The organism is Desulfovibrio sp. 3_1_syn3 (assembly GCF_000145315.2).
In the GTDB taxonomy this organism is placed as follows: Bacteria; Desulfobacterota; Desulfovibrionia; order Desulfovibrionales; family Desulfovibrionaceae; genus Desulfovibrio; species Desulfovibrio fairfieldensis.
Map to the genome: position 1 here is coordinate 646043 of NZ_ADDR02000002.1, position 14460 is coordinate 660502.

Here is a 14460-nt window from a genome sequence, read left to right on the forward strand (position 1 = left end):
CCCACGCTTATCCTACGCTTACCCAGCCCGGAGTGCCATGCTACGCTTTTGCCAAAAGCAGGAGCGTAGCCCATGCCCATCTTCACCGATTTCATCAGCGCCTTTCTGACCCGCATGGAAGAGCGGCATTGCGTCGCCTACATCCCGTGTAAGCGGCGTAATTTCGACGGCCACGGCAATGCCGGTGACTGCGGCGAACCCGTCGGCCAGTCCGGCGTGACCATCGGCGCGGGCCTGGACCTGGGGCAGCAGGGAGAAGCCGATTTGCGCCGTATGGGGTTGGAGATGGAACTCATCAACCTGTTCCGCCCCTATCTCGGCAAAAAGCGGCACGGCGCCGTGGCCGCCCTGGGCAAGTCCCCCCTGACCATCACCGAATCACAGTGCGACGCCGTGAACCGCGCCGTGCATACCGACTATATCCGCCGGGGCGCCGACCTCTATGACCGCTATACCGAAAGCAAGTCCTTTGCCGACTGCCCCGCGCAGGCCCAAGCTGTTATCGTATCCCTCTTTTATCAGCTTGGCTTGCCGTTCCCCAGCGCTGACCGTCACGGCTATCCCGTGCTTTACGGCCATCTGTGCCGTGGCGACTGGCAGGCCGCCGCATTGGAGCTGAAAACGGGATTCAAAAAGTACATCTACCGCCGCCGTCAGGAAGGCGAACTGCTTGAGGGGATTGCCTGATGTTCGATCTGCTCAAGTCCTTGTTCGGCATCGGCGGAAAAGCGTTAGATAAAATTTTTCCCGACCGGGCCAGGCTCCAGGAAAAGAACCTGGAGATCAACGCGGAAACGGAGCGGGCCAGCGGCGGGCGCATGACTCCGCGCAAGCTGCTCATGTATGTTTTTGCGCTGGGCCTCGCCTGGGAACTGATGGTCAGGCCGTTCATCGTCACCTACTGGCCTGCGGCGACATTGCCACCGTCCATGCTCAAAGAACTTATGGCGGCGGCCTCCGCCATGTTCGGCATGGGGTTCTGACGTGAGCGCCACGGCAGAAGAGCGCCTGGCCCGCATCGAGGCCCAGCTCGCCGGGCTCAACCAGCGTCTGGACGAGGTGGTCATCAGCCAGCTCAGGGACCACGGCAAACGTCTGGCCGCCTTGGAGCGGCGGCAGATCTGGGTGGGCGGCTGGATCGCCGGGGCCGGGGCCGCGGGCGCGGGCCTGACGTATCTGGTCAAATTTCTGGGAGGGCTGTGACACTCTCTCGGAGTATGCCGGGATATCGCGTTTCCACTGTTGAAAACGCATTTACCAAACCTCACACAGCAACAATCTACCATTGGAGGGAAAAACATGAGCCAGCAATGCGACTGCGAAAAAGCGACTGTGAGCGTGCCCGTGCGGGGCATCACGCTTGCCCTTGATGAGGAAACCCTGGCCGGTATCGTGGGCACCGGCTCGCCTGTTTCCCCCATCGACAGCGTCAAGCTGATCGAAGGAGGGAACAATCAGACCGTGGCCCTGCCCGAGGGCGGCACCTGGGCCTGGCTGTGCCAGCGGGTTGATGTGAATTTCAACAATATGAGTGGGGTCAAAGTTTCCAGAGGTTTCTCCGGCGCCGGAATTGCCGAGGGCGGGACCATTGTGAGCCCCAAGGCTGAGCCCGGATATGCCTACCAGGTCGTCTGCATGCGCGTGGCCTAGCGGGCCCTGCAAAAAGACTGGGGACGTCGTCGTAGATCCCAATTTGAGCGTGAGAACGGCGGCGTCCCTGACGAAATTGCTCCCAGATCTGGAGCGGATCGCAACAGGGCGCGCCCGCTGACAAGCCTTTTTGCCCCATTGCCGTTTTCAACCAACAAAGGACAATATCAATGAGCCAGACTGAACAGCATTGCGCCTGTGATCCTTCCAATCTTGTCATGCTGCCCGTGCGCGGCTTCGGCCTTGCCGTGGACCCCAGCGGCCTTGTGCCCGCACCCGCCCCGGTGCTGACCTGCCGTGAGCGGGTGGACCGGGACATGCACATCTATATCAACGGCAACCTTGAAACGTCCGGCGACGGCCTGGGTCCGGAAACAGCGGTGAAAGGCTATGCGGACGCCGTGCTGGCCCTGTCGAAGTACGACGGGTGCAATCAGCACGCGGCGCATCTGCATTTTCTGTCTCTGGAGGACACGGAGGCAACCTATCCGGATTTTACTGTATTTTCTAATACATACAGCACGTTTACATCACTTCGTATCAGCGGGGAGTCCTACGAAACGACGCATCTCGGCGTCTGCTCATTCCAGATGGGAACAGTCATTGCTGTCTCTGAGGTCAGTATGCGCTCCCTTGCCTCTCTTGGATCGCACACATCTATTTCCGGCGATGTGGCTTTCAAGGCGAACGGGGAGAGTTATGCGATGAACGTGAACTACGGAGGCTGCCTCTACATTCTGGAAAATGTGAATGTCTATTTCCATGCAGGCTCATGTACAGCTTACATGAAAATCACAAGTTCGATGATGCTATTATGTGAAAATTCAAAATTTCATACAATTGGAAGTATTGTCGCGAGCGTAGCCTTCCTTTATGTCCAGTATAATGGCTCGATTACAATCGGAAATACTGTGGATTTTTCCGGATGTACATCTGTTTTAGGCAGAAAATACTATTTGATGGGCCTGTCATATATTAATTCAAACGGCACCACGTTGCCTGGGACGCAGGCGCCCATGCTGGAAACCGGCAGCATTTACGTCTGATTTTCTGAAATCCCGTGCGGCACTTCTCCACCACAACCTTGTACTATTATAAGGAGTTTTACATGTCCCAAGACAATCACTGCGCCTGCGGCCATCCCGAACTTGTCATGCTGCCCGTGCGCGGCTTCGGCCTTGCCGTGGACCCCAGCGGCCTTGTGCCCGCGCCCGCCCCGGCGCGGTCCTGCCGCGAACGCGTCGATCAGGACATGCACATCTACGTTGACGGCAACCGCGGCGAGTCCGGCGACGGCCTGACGCCGGAGACGGCGGTGAAAGATGTTTCTGACGCCGTATTCGCTCTGTCGCGTTATGACGGCTGCAATCGGCACCATGCATACTTCCACCTGGTCTCTCTTGAGAGCCCGGACGCGACCTATCCGGAGATAGCCGTCGGCCTCGGCAGCTACACCACGTTCGGTGCGCTGCATATCAGAGGCGAGTCTCATGAAACGACCCGCCTGTGTCGGTTCAATAACCAGGTGGGTTCATTGGTTTCGCTCTCCAACATCAGTGTTGCTTATACGCAGACGGTGGCGTCGTGGTTGGCGATCGAGGGCAAGGTCGCACTCCGGCCCACGCCGGAGCAGTCCTCCGCGTTTCATGCGACATGGGGCGGATGCGTACGCTTTTCCGAAGACGCGGAAATATACCTTTATCCGGGGGAATATAAGGCGGTGTGCGCCACCAGCCATGGGATGATCGGCAGTGGGGAAAGAGTCAAATTCCGCACGCTGGGCAACATCAATATCAACAGCGGGTTCGCCTTGGCCTTGCATTGCGGAAGCATACAGTTTCCGGCCAGCACGGACTTTTCGGGCTGCACCGCTGTCACAGGCCGCAAATACTACCTCGAAAAACTTTCCTGTCTTTGTCTGGATGCCGGGATATTGCCCGGTTCCGTCGCTGGTGAAGCAAAGAACGGCAGCGTGTACATCTGATTACCCGAAATTTCCCCCCCCACGGCGGACGGCAGGCCTGCGGTCGGGCCGCCCGAGAAGAGCGAGACAGCCATGGCTGGAAAAAAAAGAAAATCTCAAACCCGTGCAAAACACGGAAGAAGCACGGGAGCGCGGACGCAAGGGCGGCGTCGCATCCGGGCAGGCCCGGCGCAAGAAGCGCGCCCTGCGCGAGTATCTGGAGGCGCGTCTGGAAATCATGACCGGCGATGTGAGCACCGCCGAGGCCATTACCGCAGCCCTGGTGGACAAGGCGCTTTCCGGTGACATGCGGGCTTACGAAACCATCCGCGACACCCTGGGGCAGAATCCCAGGCAGATGGTTGAAACCGAAGTCTCCGGCGGGCTGGGCCTGCACCATGAGGTTACACCTGTGGTGGGCGCTCTTTTGGCTCGGTTGGTGAAAGAAGAGGAAGGCCAGGCATGACGGAACGCGAGCGAGCCCAAGCCGCTTACGCCCAGGCGCGCCACTCAGAAGACCTGCGGGCTCTGTGCGCCGGAGACCTTTTTTTCCTGCTGGTTCACGGCATGGGTCGGGCGGACATGGACAACGACTTTTGCTTCGCCCGCTGCCGCGAGGTGCAGGCCGTGCCGGACGGCTGCCTGGATCTCTGGGCGCGCGAGCACTACAAGTCCACCATCATCACCGTGGGCCTGACCATTCAGAACATTCTCAACAATCCCGCTCTGACCGTGGGCATCTTCAGCCACACTCGCCCCATTGCCAAGGCCTTTTTGCGCCAGATCAAGCGTGAGTTCGAGACAAACCGACTTTTGCGAGAGCTCTTCCCGCACATTTGCCCGCCGGGCAGGGGAGAATCCCGCACCTGGAGCGAGGACAACGGCATTGTGGTGCGGCGGGAAAACAATCCCAAGGAAAACACCGTGGAAGCCTGGGGATTGGTGGACGGCCAGCCTACGGGCAAGCATTTCGACCTGCTGATCTATGACGACGTGGTGACGCTGGAAAGCGTGAGCACGCCGGAGCAGATCGCCAAGACCACCGAAGCCTGGCGCCTCTCGCTCAACCTGGGTGCGCGCGGCGGGGCCCGGCGCATGATCGGCACGCGCTATCACGCCAATGACACCTATGCCGAGCTTATCAAGTCCGGCTCCGTGTCCGTGCGGCTGCATCCTGCCACCAGCGACGGCACATTTGAGAGCGAACCCGTTTTGCTGCCGCGTGAGGTGCTTGATGAAAAGCGCCGCGACATGGGGCCTTACGTCTTTGCCTGCCAAATGCTGCAGAACCCGCTGGCCGACAAGGCGGACGGCTTCCGCACGGAATGGCTGCGCTACTGGCGGCCCGCTGAAAATCTCTGGCGGCCCATGAACCGCGCCATCCTTGTGGACCCCGCAGGAAGCAAGAAAAAGGCCGGCGACTATTCCGTATTCTGCGTTGTCGGCTGGAACGTGGACAAGGGACTGTATCTCATTCACGCCGAGCGCTCCCGGTTGAATCTCACTGAGCGCACAGCAACGGTGTTCCGTCTGGCACGGGAGTTCGATCCGCTCTTTGTGGGCTATGAGCAGTACGGCCTGCAATCGGACATCGAGCATATCCAGGGCGAAATGGACCGGCTCAATTACCATTTTGCCATCCGCCCTCTTGGCGGCAGGACAGCCAAAATCGACCGCATCAGGCGGCTGATTCCGTGGTTTGAGCAGGGACGGCTTTTTCTTCCGGCACAGGCCAGTTTCCGCGACGGGGAAGGCCGCATCCGCGAATTCACCAGGGAATTTGTGGAGGAAGAATATGAGAGTTTCCCGGTCTGCATCCATGACGACATGCTCGACTGTCTGTCCCGTGCCGTGGACCCGGAAGTGAACGTGCCCTTTCCCGACGGGGCGGACGGCCGTAGCGCCGTGGAAAAAGAACTGGACCGCATACGCGAAACCAACCGGGCGCTGAATGGAGAGCGCCACGGCCTCAAATACGGCTATACGGCCGGATCGGGGGCGTCATGGTGACATATCGCTTCGTGGAGGCCGACACGCCCGCGCTGCGCCGTCTGCCCTTTGAGCGCATGGAGTCCGAAGGCATCGCGCGGGCCGTGATCTGGAACCGCGTCGATCCCTGCCTGCTGGACTGGCTGGAATGCGTCAATCCCCAATATGCGCTCTGCTGGCTGGCCCATGACCGGAATAATGCCCTTGCGGGAGCCGTCTGGCTCAATCCTGTCATGGGCCTGTGCGGTTGCGTGCATTTCTGCATCTTCAAGGCGGCGCGGCCGGACTGGAAAAACCTCGGGCGTCAGGCCATCGCGCATCTGTTCCGGGCGCGGCCGCTGGCCGGGCTGCTGGCCGTCTGGCCCGCGCACTACCGCTCTGTGACCAGGGCGGCCAAGGCCTGGGGTTTCGGCAAGCCGGTGTTGCTGCCCAAAGCCTGCCACATGCCCGGCGTCCATAACCCGTCACGCTGCCGCGACGGCTTCATGGCCGTGCTGCGGCGCTCCAGCCGTTGTGACGAAGGAAACTACGGATGGAGACAGTAATTGGATACTCTCTATGCGACGCAAGGAAATTGCTGTCGCTATCCGTAAGCGGCAGAGCCGCTAACGGCTACCGCAGGAAGATTTTATGAACAAACAGGAGGCATAACTATGGGCAGTGTGATTTCATCCATTTTCGGCGGCGGCCAGAGCAGCGCTCCGGCTCCCGTGGTCTACGAGGCCGAGGCCGCGCCGCGCGAGGCGGAACAGGAAGCCGAAGCCTCCAATGTGCGCGACGAGGAAAAGCGCAAGCTGCGCCAGCGGCGGCAGATGGGCGGCACGCTGCTCACGTCGCCCCTGGGCGTTACCGGCGGCGCCGACAGTGCGGGCGCGTCCCTGCTGGGGCGCTCCGGCCTGGACGGTTGAGGGTTGCGCGCATGGATTTGAAAGAGGTCAAGCAACTCGTCGGCCATCTGGAAAGCCTGCGCGCCAAGCGCCTGGCCCAACAGCGCGAACTGGGGCGGCTGATCCTGCCCTCGCGCGGGCTCTTCCAGGGTGAGGACACGGAAAGCCTGCGCGAGTCCAACCTGTTCAATCCGGCGGCCAACCGCGCCTTGCGCAAGGCGGCCGCGGGCATGACCCAGGCCATCACTCCGGCCGGCAATCCCTGGTTCAAGCACGCCTTTCTGCTGCGCCGGGACCGTGAGGCCACGGGCGGCAACGAGTATGTGGATACGGTCGACAACATGCTGCGCACCGTGCTTTCCGCCGGGGGCTTCTATCGGGCCATCCATTCTTTCAACAAGGAGTTGTTGGGCTTCGGTTGCGCTCTCCTGGGTTGCGAGGAAAGCCCGCGCACGGTGGCCCGCTATTTCTGTCAGACCTGCGGCACGTACTGCGCGGCCCTGGACGAGGACGGCAATCTTGACGCCGTGGCCCGCCGCCTGCTGATGACCCCGCGCGAGCTGGCCCGGCGTTTCGGCGAGGACCGTCTTTCCGACGTAAGCCGCCAGAAGCTGAAAAAGGATTCGTATGATCCCGTAGCCGTGCGCCATGTGGTCCAGCGCCGGACGGCGCGCGATCCGGAGCGCGCTGACCGGAGCAACATGCCCTGGGGCTCCTGGTGGTATGAGGAGGGCGGCGCGGCCGATTTTCTGGACGTGGGCGGTTTCCGCTCCATGCCTTTCTTTTTCACCGTCTGGGAGGAAGCGCGCGGCGTGTACGGCACCGGGCCCGGCGACGAGGCCCTTGCCGACCAGAAAGGCATTGAAGGATGGGAATTGCGCAAGGCCGTGGGCGTGGAAAAGATGATCGACCCGGTGCTTGTGTCGCAAGGGCCGCTCAAGGCCTATGTGGACACCTCGCCGGGTGCCGTCATCCCCTCCGGCGGTTTCGGCGCGGACAGCCTCAAACCGCTTTATGAAGTCAATTTCGGCCCGGCCGTCCAGCATGTGCAGGAGGAGATCAGCCAGATTTCCCTGCGTCTGGAAGACGTGATGATGGCCAACATCTTCGCCAGCATGAGCCTGGAGACGCGCCCGGCGGGCATGACCATGACCGAGTACATGGACCGCCGCAGACGCAGCGCCGAGCTCATGGGCCCCACGGTGTCCGGTTATGAGCCGCGCATCCTCTCCCCCGTGCTGGAGAACACTTTCGGCCTGCTGGAGGAATACGGCCTGCTGCCCGGGCCGCCGGACGGCCTCTCGCCCTTTGCCTCGCTCAATGTCTCCTATCAGTCGCCCATGGCTCAGATGCTTGAGCAGAGCGGGGCCGTGGCCATCCAGAGCCTTTTCGAACTGGCCGCGCCCATGCTGCGGGCCGTACCGGACCTGGCGGACAAGATCGACTTTGAGCAGGCCATTGACGAGCTGGCCCAGCGTCTGGGCGTGCCCGCGTCGGTGGTCCGCTCCGATGAAACCGTGGCAGCCATGCGGCAGCAGCGGGCTGAAGCGCAGGCCGCTCAACAGCAGCAGATGGCGGAAGCGCGGATGCTTCAACAGGTGGCGGCCCTGGGCAATGTGAAGACGCAGGGCACTGTGGCCGGTGAGGTTCTGGGAACAACGCAGGGAGGCGAGTCCGCATGAAGACGCCCGCAGAGGTGGCCGCCGAACGGCAATCTCAGGAAGATGAAGCCCGCCAGGCGCGCGTGGACCTGCGCGACGTGCTGGACACGGAAGCGGGCTGCCGCGTCTTTGCCCGCTTGCTGCATGAATTGGGGGCTGGTTCCCCCATGAAGAATGAAACCGACATGCGCCTGCGCAACGCGGCGGACTGGCTGCTGCACCAGGTTGCGGCCGCCCATCCCGCGGCCTGTCTGCGGCTTTTGGCGGAACTGCGCGGCATAGGCGGCGCTGAACTTTTAGAGCAGATTAACTTTGAGAATTGACATTCTCAAAGTTTTTAAGACGCCCACTCCGGCGCTTAACCGCGCAAATAAATTGCGCTTACGCCTCCGTGGCGGGCGTCTGCTCACGCAGCCGCCAGAGCAATTTCATTTTGAAATTGCTCTAAAACAGGAGGAAACTCATGCCTGAAGACATCATCCCCGGCGCGACGCCCCCGGAAGGCGGAGAATCCGCGCAGCGGAGCGAGCCGGAAACCACGCTTTCCGGCGAAGCGAGAACGAGTGCGGCGCAGGAACGCGCCGCCGAGCATCATCCCGAAGACTGGCGAAGCTCTCTCCCCGCCGCCTGGGCCGACAAGCTCAAGGACGTGGCGGGCGAAGAGGATGCCGTCAGGGCCCTTGAGCGCGGCCTGTCCTACACGCCCGCGCTCAAACCCGAGGATGTGGAGCTGGACTATCCCGACGGCATTCAGGTGGACGAAGGCGTGCGCGACAATTTCCGCCAGTTCTGCGTGGACAAGGGCATCACGCCTGTTCAGGCCCAGGCGCTGCTGGACTGGCAACTGGCCGCCAACAAGGAAATTACGGACGCGGTCATGGCAAAAGGCAAGGCCGAGCTGCAAAAGCTCTGGGGCAGCCGTTTTGAAGAGAACAGCGCCAAGGCTCTCAAGGCCGTGGTGGCCCTGGACAAGCGCATGGGCGGGCGGCTTTCCGAAACCATGGCTTTCAGCGGCATGAACAACAATCCCGTGCTGGTGGAGGCTTTTCACGCCATCGGCACGCTTATTTCCACGGACGCCCTTTCCGGCGGCCGGGCCGCCCCGGCCCCGGACAAACCGGAAACGGCCGAAGAAACCTACAACGGCATGTTCAATAAGTGAGGTGACCAACCATGCCCGACATGATCCCGCAGACTCTCAAGGAAATCGCCCTGGACAAGGCGAAAAAGCGCCCGGAACTGGTGGACTACCTCACCGAGGAGTCGCCCATCCTGGCCATGCTCAAATGGATTCCGGCCACGCACGGCCTCTGGAACGTGGAAGAAGTGCTGGCCAACGTGCAGGGCCCGGCCTTCGGCGAACTGGGAGCGCCCCTGCCCAGCATGAAGGCCGACACCAATTTGCGCCAGACCTACGTCTCCGTGCTGGGCGGCGAGATGGAAGTGAGCAAGGACAAGGCCGACCAGTTCGGCGGCGCGCCCAAGTATTTCGCCCGGCGCGAATCCGCCATCCTTAAAAAGGCGGGCAGCGACACCGAGTTGGCCATCTGGCGCGACCACTGGCGCAAGGCCGCTCTGGCCAGGAAACTCGTCAGCAAGGGCAAGGCCGCGAGCAACGCCTATACCGTCCTGGTGGTGCGTTTCGACAAGGAAATCAATATCGGCATCTATGATCCCACGGGATTCAACCAGGGTCGCCTGGTGGACATCACGCCCATCAACGGCGGCAGCCTCTATCACCTGCGCAGCCAGGAAGGCGTGCTGGGCTACGGCGTCGAATACCGTGGACGTTTCGGCTGGCAGAACCTTGCGCCCGAACGCGCGGTGCACGCCATCGTCAACGTCAATGCCGATAACCTGCCCGGCCTGGGCCAGTTGGAAGACGCCATTGCCGCTGTGCGCGGCACGGCGGAAAACACCTACATCTTCGGCCACCACAAAATCCTGCAGAAGACCATGAGCTCCATCAAGAAGGAATACCTGCAGATGACCGTCAACGACGGCTCCATGAAGACCGTCATCGGCGACATCAACGGCGTGAGGCTGGTGGGTTCCTATAATCTGCCCGACGGCACGGAAGCCGCCGTCAATTAGGAGGGGGAAGAATGAACAAGACCTTTGGATACGGCGCGGAAAACCGCTGGCATGACCAGTATTTCGAGAAAGGAATCACCTTGCCCGGCTCCGCCGGCGTCGTGTGCGCCAACGCCCTGGCCGTGGGGCAGCATCACGGGGCGCTTGCCGTCACGCTGGTTGCGGACGGCGCGGTGAGCATTCCCGCAGCCAAAAAACTGACCGTCACCATTCAGGGCAGCGACGCCGAGGGCGGCGCGTTCGCTGATATTGCGGGGGCTCCCGAAATGAGCGTCAGCGGCGGGGCCGGTGCGGCCACAATCTTTGGAGACGGTGAGACCATCGGAAAGCTGGTGCTGCCGGACATGGCGGCCTTCGCCAAGATTAAGCTCACCACGGACGGCGCGGCCACCGGCAAGGTGGACGTCTTCCTTAACTATCTGGCCCGCTAGGAGCATTCCCATGATTGCCCAGACCAGCGTCGTTGTCCGCTACATCGTAACCGCCGGGGTCTTGTCCTATGCCGTTCCCTTTCCCATCTACAGTGAAAAGGACGTGCGCGTAACCTTTTCCACGGACGGCAGAACGGAAACGGCGCTGGTTCCGGGCGCGGAGTATACGGTGACCGTACTGTCTTCCGGCGGCGGGACTGTCACGTTGGGTTCTGCCGGGATTGTTCCCATAGAGGCGGTACTGGCCGTGGCTTCCGCCATCCCGGCAACCCAGGAGGCGGACTTTTCCGCCACCACGGACGTGGACACCGGGGCCCTGGAAACGCAGCTCGACCGCCAGGTGCAGATGATCCGGCAACTGGAGGCCGAGCTTGACCGGGCGGTCAAGGTTCCGGCGGCCTCCGAGGAGAGTCCGGAAAGTGTCGCACGGGATATTTATACCGCCCGGGACGCGGCGGAAGCCTCCGCCGGGGCCGCGGGCGACAGCGCCGCGCGGGCGGCCCGGAGCGCGGCAAACGCGGCAAACAGCGCCGGGCAGTCGGCGGGCGCGGCCGCCGATGCCGAGTACTGGGCCGGGCGCGCCGAGGACGCCGGCAACAACGGCCCGGCCACGCCCGGGCACATCGGCGGCGTCAAACCCCGTCACGGCCTGTCCGTCATGGAGGACGGCACCCTGGACCTCAATACGGGCGACGGCCTGGAAATCGACGCAACGGAAAACGCCCCGCGCGTCAACGCCTCCGGCATCCGGCACGGCGTCCTGGCCGTGGCGCACGGCGGCACCGGGGCCGACACGGCCCAGGGCGCGCGGGACAACCTGGGTCTCAGCGCCTGGCAGAAAGGCATGGAAGGCACCAATCCCCAGCGCCTGCGCAACGTCATCCTTTCCGGCCGGGAAAAGGACGGCTATCCGGCCTACCTCGTCGGCCAGGAATTCATTGACATGCAGCACGAGGACGGCGTGTACATCAGCAAGCGCGGCACGGTCAGCGCCGGCGGGGAATACAGCGCCTCACACCGGGCCACCAGGCCCCTGCGCAACCAGCTTGTCTACCAGGCTCAAGGCTGGCTGACGCCCAACACCGTGACCAGCGGCCAGTGGGAATACGCCTTTGCCGACCGGGCGCACGTGCTCACGGGCCTCTATCTCCAGAACCGGGATAACGAGCCGCAATGTTTCCCCCGGAAATGGCAGCTTCAGGGCTGGAATGAAAGCAGCGGCCTCTGGGAGGACATCTACCGCCGCGACAATGACCAGGCCCTGCGCGGCAGTTCGGACAATCTCAAGGACAACGGGCGGATGTACTGGTTCACGGAAAATGCCACGGCCTACCGGCGCGTGCGCATCAATATCGAAAGCAACCACGGCGGCGCGTACTCGCAGCTTGCCGTCATCCGCCTGTACGAGGCGGTCATTCCCGGCCTGCACAAATATGACCCGGCCCTGTACGCCACGCCCGAAACGCCCTTTGCGGCCTCCGTGGCCTGCGGCCTGAGCGCGGACGGCACGGCCCGCACCCTGGACCGGCCCGTGAAAGTCACGGAGCATGTGGTTTTTGACGGGCGCAAGCTGGCGGAAATGAGCCGCAATTACATCTACGTCGTCCCGGCCGATGAAAGCACCGGCCGACTTCCGGACAATCTGGACGCGGACAGGGCCGTGCCCCTGCCCGGCAATGCGGCCTTTCTGTACGCGGACACCCGCAAACTGCACTACGGCACGCGCGGCGACATTGAAAAAGAGTGTTTCGCCCTGCTGCAATCCCGGCACACCGTGGCCTACGATCCCGTGCCCAACGGCATGTTCGAGATGAACCAGGGGGCCTGGAACCATCCGCTGTACTTCCAGAACGTGCGGGTGGACCCCACGGAAAAGCCACGGGGCGCGGCCTCCAGCTACCGGTTCACGGGCGTTGACAACTGGATCGGCCCCAATGCCGACCTGACGGCGGCCCTGCTCGGCAAAAACGCCCATCCCTACAGCAACGAATGCACCGTGGAGCTGGATTTCAAGTGGAACGGACCGGCCCCGGAAACGACCGACGATTATTTTATCCTCTTTGACAACGGCTACTCTGCAAGCCGGGGCTGGGCGCTGGCCTATCACAACCGCAAAAAATGCCTGGCCCTGCATTGGGGCAGCAAAAGCATCAGCAACTGGTGCTACCACGCGCCGTTCAATGCCGCTGACGGCACATGGCATACGGTTTCCGTGAGCCAGCGCGATTCCAACCTGTTCATCCATGTGGACGGCGTTTGCCTCGGCGCGTTCAATTATGTGTCGCTCTGCAATCCCAATTACCGCTATTGGTTTCTGGGCCGCTGGATACACTCGGGCAGCCACCAATGGTACGGGCATCTCAATAATCTGCGCGTCACCCTGGGCACGGCCCTGTACCAGGGGCGGGATTACGCCGTGTCCCCGGCTTTCAACCGTGGCCCGATTCCCGACAAAACCCTGTGGTACGACGCCGCCGAAGGGGTGGTCAAGGAATGGCAAGCGGAGGCGGGCGTGTGGCTGAAAACGCCCATGCTGCCCGTGGGGCATGTGGATACCGGGCGAAAAGAGCACCTCATGACCGACCAGCCCAGGGGCACCTATCATCTTCAACCCACCAAATGGGTGACGGATTTTAAAACCGACAGCAGTTATGACGGCAATGCGGGGGCAAGCAGCCTGTTCAATCTCGGCTACGGCGGCGCACATGCCTTTTTGTCAGGGGGAACAAATGATGCGACGCATGCCGTGGAATTTATGCTTGAAAAGCCCCTGGCCTTTGAAAGCATGCTTGACTTTGTAAACACGCGCGGCAATTGGAACTCCTCATTGTGCAAATTCAGATTGTCAGGCCGCAACGCTGATGAGGAAGCATGGAATGTGCTGATCGACCGCAGCACTTTTATTGATGACGGAGCATTGCTCGGGGCGGGCGTATACGTAGCGCCCAACGGCACATCCCCCTATTTCGGCGGCTACAAGTCATTCGCCATCAGTGATCCCACGCCATATCGGCAGTACCAGCTGTACATTCTGCCCAAGGATGAAGTGCCGTTTTTCAAAGATTACAACTACACGTCGGTCCTGCTTACCTTCACCTTCCGTGACGCCCGGCCCGAGCTACTGGGCATTTCCAGCTACGCCACGGGCGGGGCGTGGACCATCGGCCCCGTCCCGCTGGGCGTGAACACGGAGGCTGAAATCCCGGTTCCCTTCGGCAATCTGCCCTTTTCCGTGGACGGCTCTGTGGAGGAAGAGCACGACTACCAGGTCAGAAAGCGCAGGCTGGGTGAGATGTCCGGCTGGTACAACAGCGGGTATTACGTCACCGGTGAAATCGTGTACCGCAAAAGCGACGCCGTGGTGCTGGTCACGGGAAACCATGCCGTCAGCCAATACAACGGCGCGTACTGGAACTCGCCGTCCGTGAATACGCAAAGCAACAAGGCCAACTACTATCTCAGCCTGCAACGGAGGGGCGTGTGATGCAAATTCTTACCTGGCTGACGCCCGAGGATGAAATGTATTGCGCCGCAACGCCGCGCGCGGGCCGCGACACGGCCATCGCCGACAGACCGGCGGACATGCCGCAGGGCCGCTACAACCGGGAAAACGGGCAGTGGGAACGGGTTTACGAAGCGCCCGGGCCGCAAGACATCAGCCTGGGCGAAGCCGAACGGCTGTGGGCCTGGGCCGAAGCCCAGGGCGAGGGCATGGCGGGCATCATTCTCAAGGCGCTGGGGCTGTAAGAGGTCGCCATGCGCGTAGTCCCGCAAAACCTTGCCAT

17 protein-coding genes are annotated in these 14460 nt (G+C 61.9%); all 17 read left to right on the top strand.

Going from position 1 to position 14460, the window contains the following annotated elements:
* Positions 1 to 72: 72 nt before the first annotated feature.
* The 17 genes from HMPREF0326_RS14065 (at position 73) to HMPREF0326_RS14145 (ending at position 14422) form a co-directional block, all read left to right on the top strand.
* On the top strand, positions 73 to 687 hold the full coding sequence (locus HMPREF0326_RS14065; protein ID WP_020990670.1) for a pesticin C-terminus-like muramidase: 615 nt from the start codon (positions 73 to 75) through the stop codon (positions 685 to 687).
* A complete protein-coding gene (locus HMPREF0326_RS14070; protein ID WP_008685581.1) occupies positions 687 to 983 on the top strand; it encodes a hypothetical protein in 297 nt (98 codons plus the stop codon). The genes HMPREF0326_RS14065 and HMPREF0326_RS14070 overlap by 1 nt, the downstream gene beginning before the upstream one ends.
* A gap of 1 nt (position 984) precedes the next feature.
* Entirely contained in the window at positions 985 to 1203 is a 219-nt protein-coding gene (locus HMPREF0326_RS14075; RefSeq protein ID WP_008685579.1) for a hypothetical protein, read from the top strand.
* A 96-nt stretch (positions 1204 to 1299) separates the two neighbouring features.
* Entirely contained in the window at positions 1300 to 1650 is a 351-nt protein-coding gene (locus tag HMPREF0326_RS14080) for a hypothetical protein (RefSeq protein WP_008685578.1), read from the top strand.
* 170 nt (positions 1651 to 1820) lie between these two features.
* Positions 1821 to 2696, top strand: a complete 876-nt coding sequence (locus HMPREF0326_RS14085) for a hypothetical protein (RefSeq protein ID WP_008685576.1) — start codon at positions 1821 to 1823, stop codon at positions 2694 to 2696.
* Positions 2697 to 2758: 62 nt separating this feature from the next.
* Positions 2759 to 3634, top strand: coding sequence for a hypothetical protein (locus tag HMPREF0326_RS14090; RefSeq protein ID WP_020990671.1), 876 nt, complete (start codon positions 2759 to 2761; stop codon positions 3632 to 3634).
* Between the two features lie 103 nt (positions 3635 to 3737).
* Complete coding sequence (locus HMPREF0326_RS14095) at positions 3738 to 4079, top strand: hypothetical protein (protein WP_020990672.1); 342 nt, start codon at positions 3738 to 3740, stop codon at positions 4077 to 4079.
* On the top strand, positions 4076 to 5623 hold the full coding sequence (locus tag HMPREF0326_RS14100; RefSeq protein ID WP_008685570.1) for a hypothetical protein: 1548 nt from the start codon (positions 4076 to 4078) through the stop codon (positions 5621 to 5623). Before HMPREF0326_RS14095 ends, HMPREF0326_RS14100 begins: the two co-directional genes overlap by 4 nt.
* A complete protein-coding gene (locus HMPREF0326_RS14105) occupies positions 5617 to 6147 on the top strand; it encodes a hypothetical protein (protein ID WP_008685568.1) in 531 nt (176 codons plus the stop codon). Before HMPREF0326_RS14100 ends, HMPREF0326_RS14105 begins: the two co-directional genes overlap by 7 nt.
* A gap of 108 nt (positions 6148 to 6255) precedes the next feature.
* Positions 6256 to 6510 carry a hypothetical protein gene (locus tag HMPREF0326_RS14110; protein WP_008685566.1) on the top strand — a complete coding sequence of 85 codons (255 nt, stop codon included), beginning with the start codon at positions 6256 to 6258 and terminating at the stop codon, positions 6508 to 6510.
* A gap of 11 nt (positions 6511 to 6521) precedes the next feature.
* Positions 6522 to 8171, top strand: coding sequence for a portal protein (locus HMPREF0326_RS14115; RefSeq protein WP_020990673.1), 1650 nt, complete (start codon positions 6522 to 6524; stop codon positions 8169 to 8171).
* A complete protein-coding gene (locus HMPREF0326_RS14120; protein WP_008685561.1) occupies positions 8168 to 8473 on the top strand; it encodes a hypothetical protein in 306 nt (101 codons plus the stop codon). The genes HMPREF0326_RS14115 and HMPREF0326_RS14120 overlap by 4 nt, the downstream gene beginning before the upstream one ends.
* A gap of 140 nt (positions 8474 to 8613) precedes the next feature.
* Positions 8614 to 9312 (top strand): hypothetical protein, encoded by a 699-nt coding sequence (locus HMPREF0326_RS14125; RefSeq protein WP_008685559.1) that lies wholly within the window; start codon positions 8614 to 8616, stop codon positions 9310 to 9312.
* A gap of 11 nt (positions 9313 to 9323) precedes the next feature.
* Positions 9324 to 10244, top strand: coding sequence for a major capsid protein (locus tag HMPREF0326_RS14130; protein ID WP_008685557.1), 921 nt, complete (start codon positions 9324 to 9326; stop codon positions 10242 to 10244).
* Positions 10245 to 10255: 11 nt separating this feature from the next.
* The gene (locus HMPREF0326_RS14135; protein ID WP_008685555.1) at positions 10256 to 10675 is read left to right on the top strand and encodes a hypothetical protein; all 420 of its coding nucleotides are present in this window, start codon (positions 10256 to 10258) and stop codon (positions 10673 to 10675) included.
* Between the two features lie 10 nt (positions 10676 to 10685).
* Complete coding sequence (locus tag HMPREF0326_RS14140; protein ID WP_020990674.1) at positions 10686 to 14159, top strand: hypothetical protein; 3474 nt, start codon at positions 10686 to 10688, stop codon at positions 14157 to 14159.
* Positions 14159 to 14422: a hypothetical protein gene (locus HMPREF0326_RS14145; RefSeq protein ID WP_009302155.1), complete on the top strand. Its 264-nt coding sequence runs from the start codon at positions 14159 to 14161 to the stop codon at positions 14420 to 14422. The genes HMPREF0326_RS14140 and HMPREF0326_RS14145 overlap by 1 nt, the downstream gene beginning before the upstream one ends.
* The last annotated feature ends 38 nt before the right edge of the window (positions 14423 to 14460 follow it).

Bases quoted from the DNA above. Each gene is read 5' to 3' on its own strand.
- HMPREF0326_RS14065 (WP_020990670.1), top strand. From the start codon at position 73: ATGCCCATCTTCACCGATTTCATCAGCGCCTTTCTGACCCGCATGGAA.
- HMPREF0326_RS14070 (WP_008685581.1), top strand. From the start codon at position 687: ATGTTCGATCTGCTCAAGTCCTTGTTCGGCATCGGCGGAAAAGCGTTA.
- HMPREF0326_RS14080 (WP_008685578.1), top strand. From the start codon at position 1,300: ATGAGCCAGCAATGCGACTGCGAAAAAGCGACTGTGAGCGTGCCCGTG.
- HMPREF0326_RS14085 (WP_008685576.1), top strand. From the start codon at position 1,821: ATGAGCCAGACTGAACAGCATTGCGCCTGTGATCCTTCCAATCTTGTC.
- HMPREF0326_RS14090 (WP_020990671.1), top strand. From the start codon at position 2,759: ATGTCCCAAGACAATCACTGCGCCTGCGGCCATCCCGAACTTGTCATG.
- HMPREF0326_RS14100 (WP_008685570.1), top strand. From the start codon at position 4,076: ATGACGGAACGCGAGCGAGCCCAAGCCGCTTACGCCCAGGCGCGCCAC.
- HMPREF0326_RS14105 (WP_008685568.1), top strand. From the start codon at position 5,617: ATGGTGACATATCGCTTCGTGGAGGCCGACACGCCCGCGCTGCGCCGT.
- HMPREF0326_RS14110 (WP_008685566.1), top strand. From the start codon at position 6,256: ATGGGCAGTGTGATTTCATCCATTTTCGGCGGCGGCCAGAGCAGCGCT.
- HMPREF0326_RS14115 (WP_020990673.1), top strand. From the start codon at position 6,522: ATGGATTTGAAAGAGGTCAAGCAACTCGTCGGCCATCTGGAAAGCCTG.
- HMPREF0326_RS14120 (WP_008685561.1), top strand. From the start codon at position 8,168: ATGAAGACGCCCGCAGAGGTGGCCGCCGAACGGCAATCTCAGGAAGAT.
- HMPREF0326_RS14125 (WP_008685559.1), top strand. From the start codon at position 8,614: ATGCCTGAAGACATCATCCCCGGCGCGACGCCCCCGGAAGGCGGAGAA.
- HMPREF0326_RS14130 (WP_008685557.1), top strand. From the start codon at position 9,324: ATGCCCGACATGATCCCGCAGACTCTCAAGGAAATCGCCCTGGACAAG.
- HMPREF0326_RS14135 (WP_008685555.1), top strand. From the start codon at position 10,256: ATGAACAAGACCTTTGGATACGGCGCGGAAAACCGCTGGCATGACCAG.
- HMPREF0326_RS14140 (WP_020990674.1), top strand. From the start codon at position 10,686: ATGATTGCCCAGACCAGCGTCGTTGTCCGCTACATCGTAACCGCCGGG.
- HMPREF0326_RS14145 (WP_009302155.1), top strand. From the start codon at position 14,159: ATGCAAATTCTTACCTGGCTGACGCCCGAGGATGAAATGTATTGCGCC.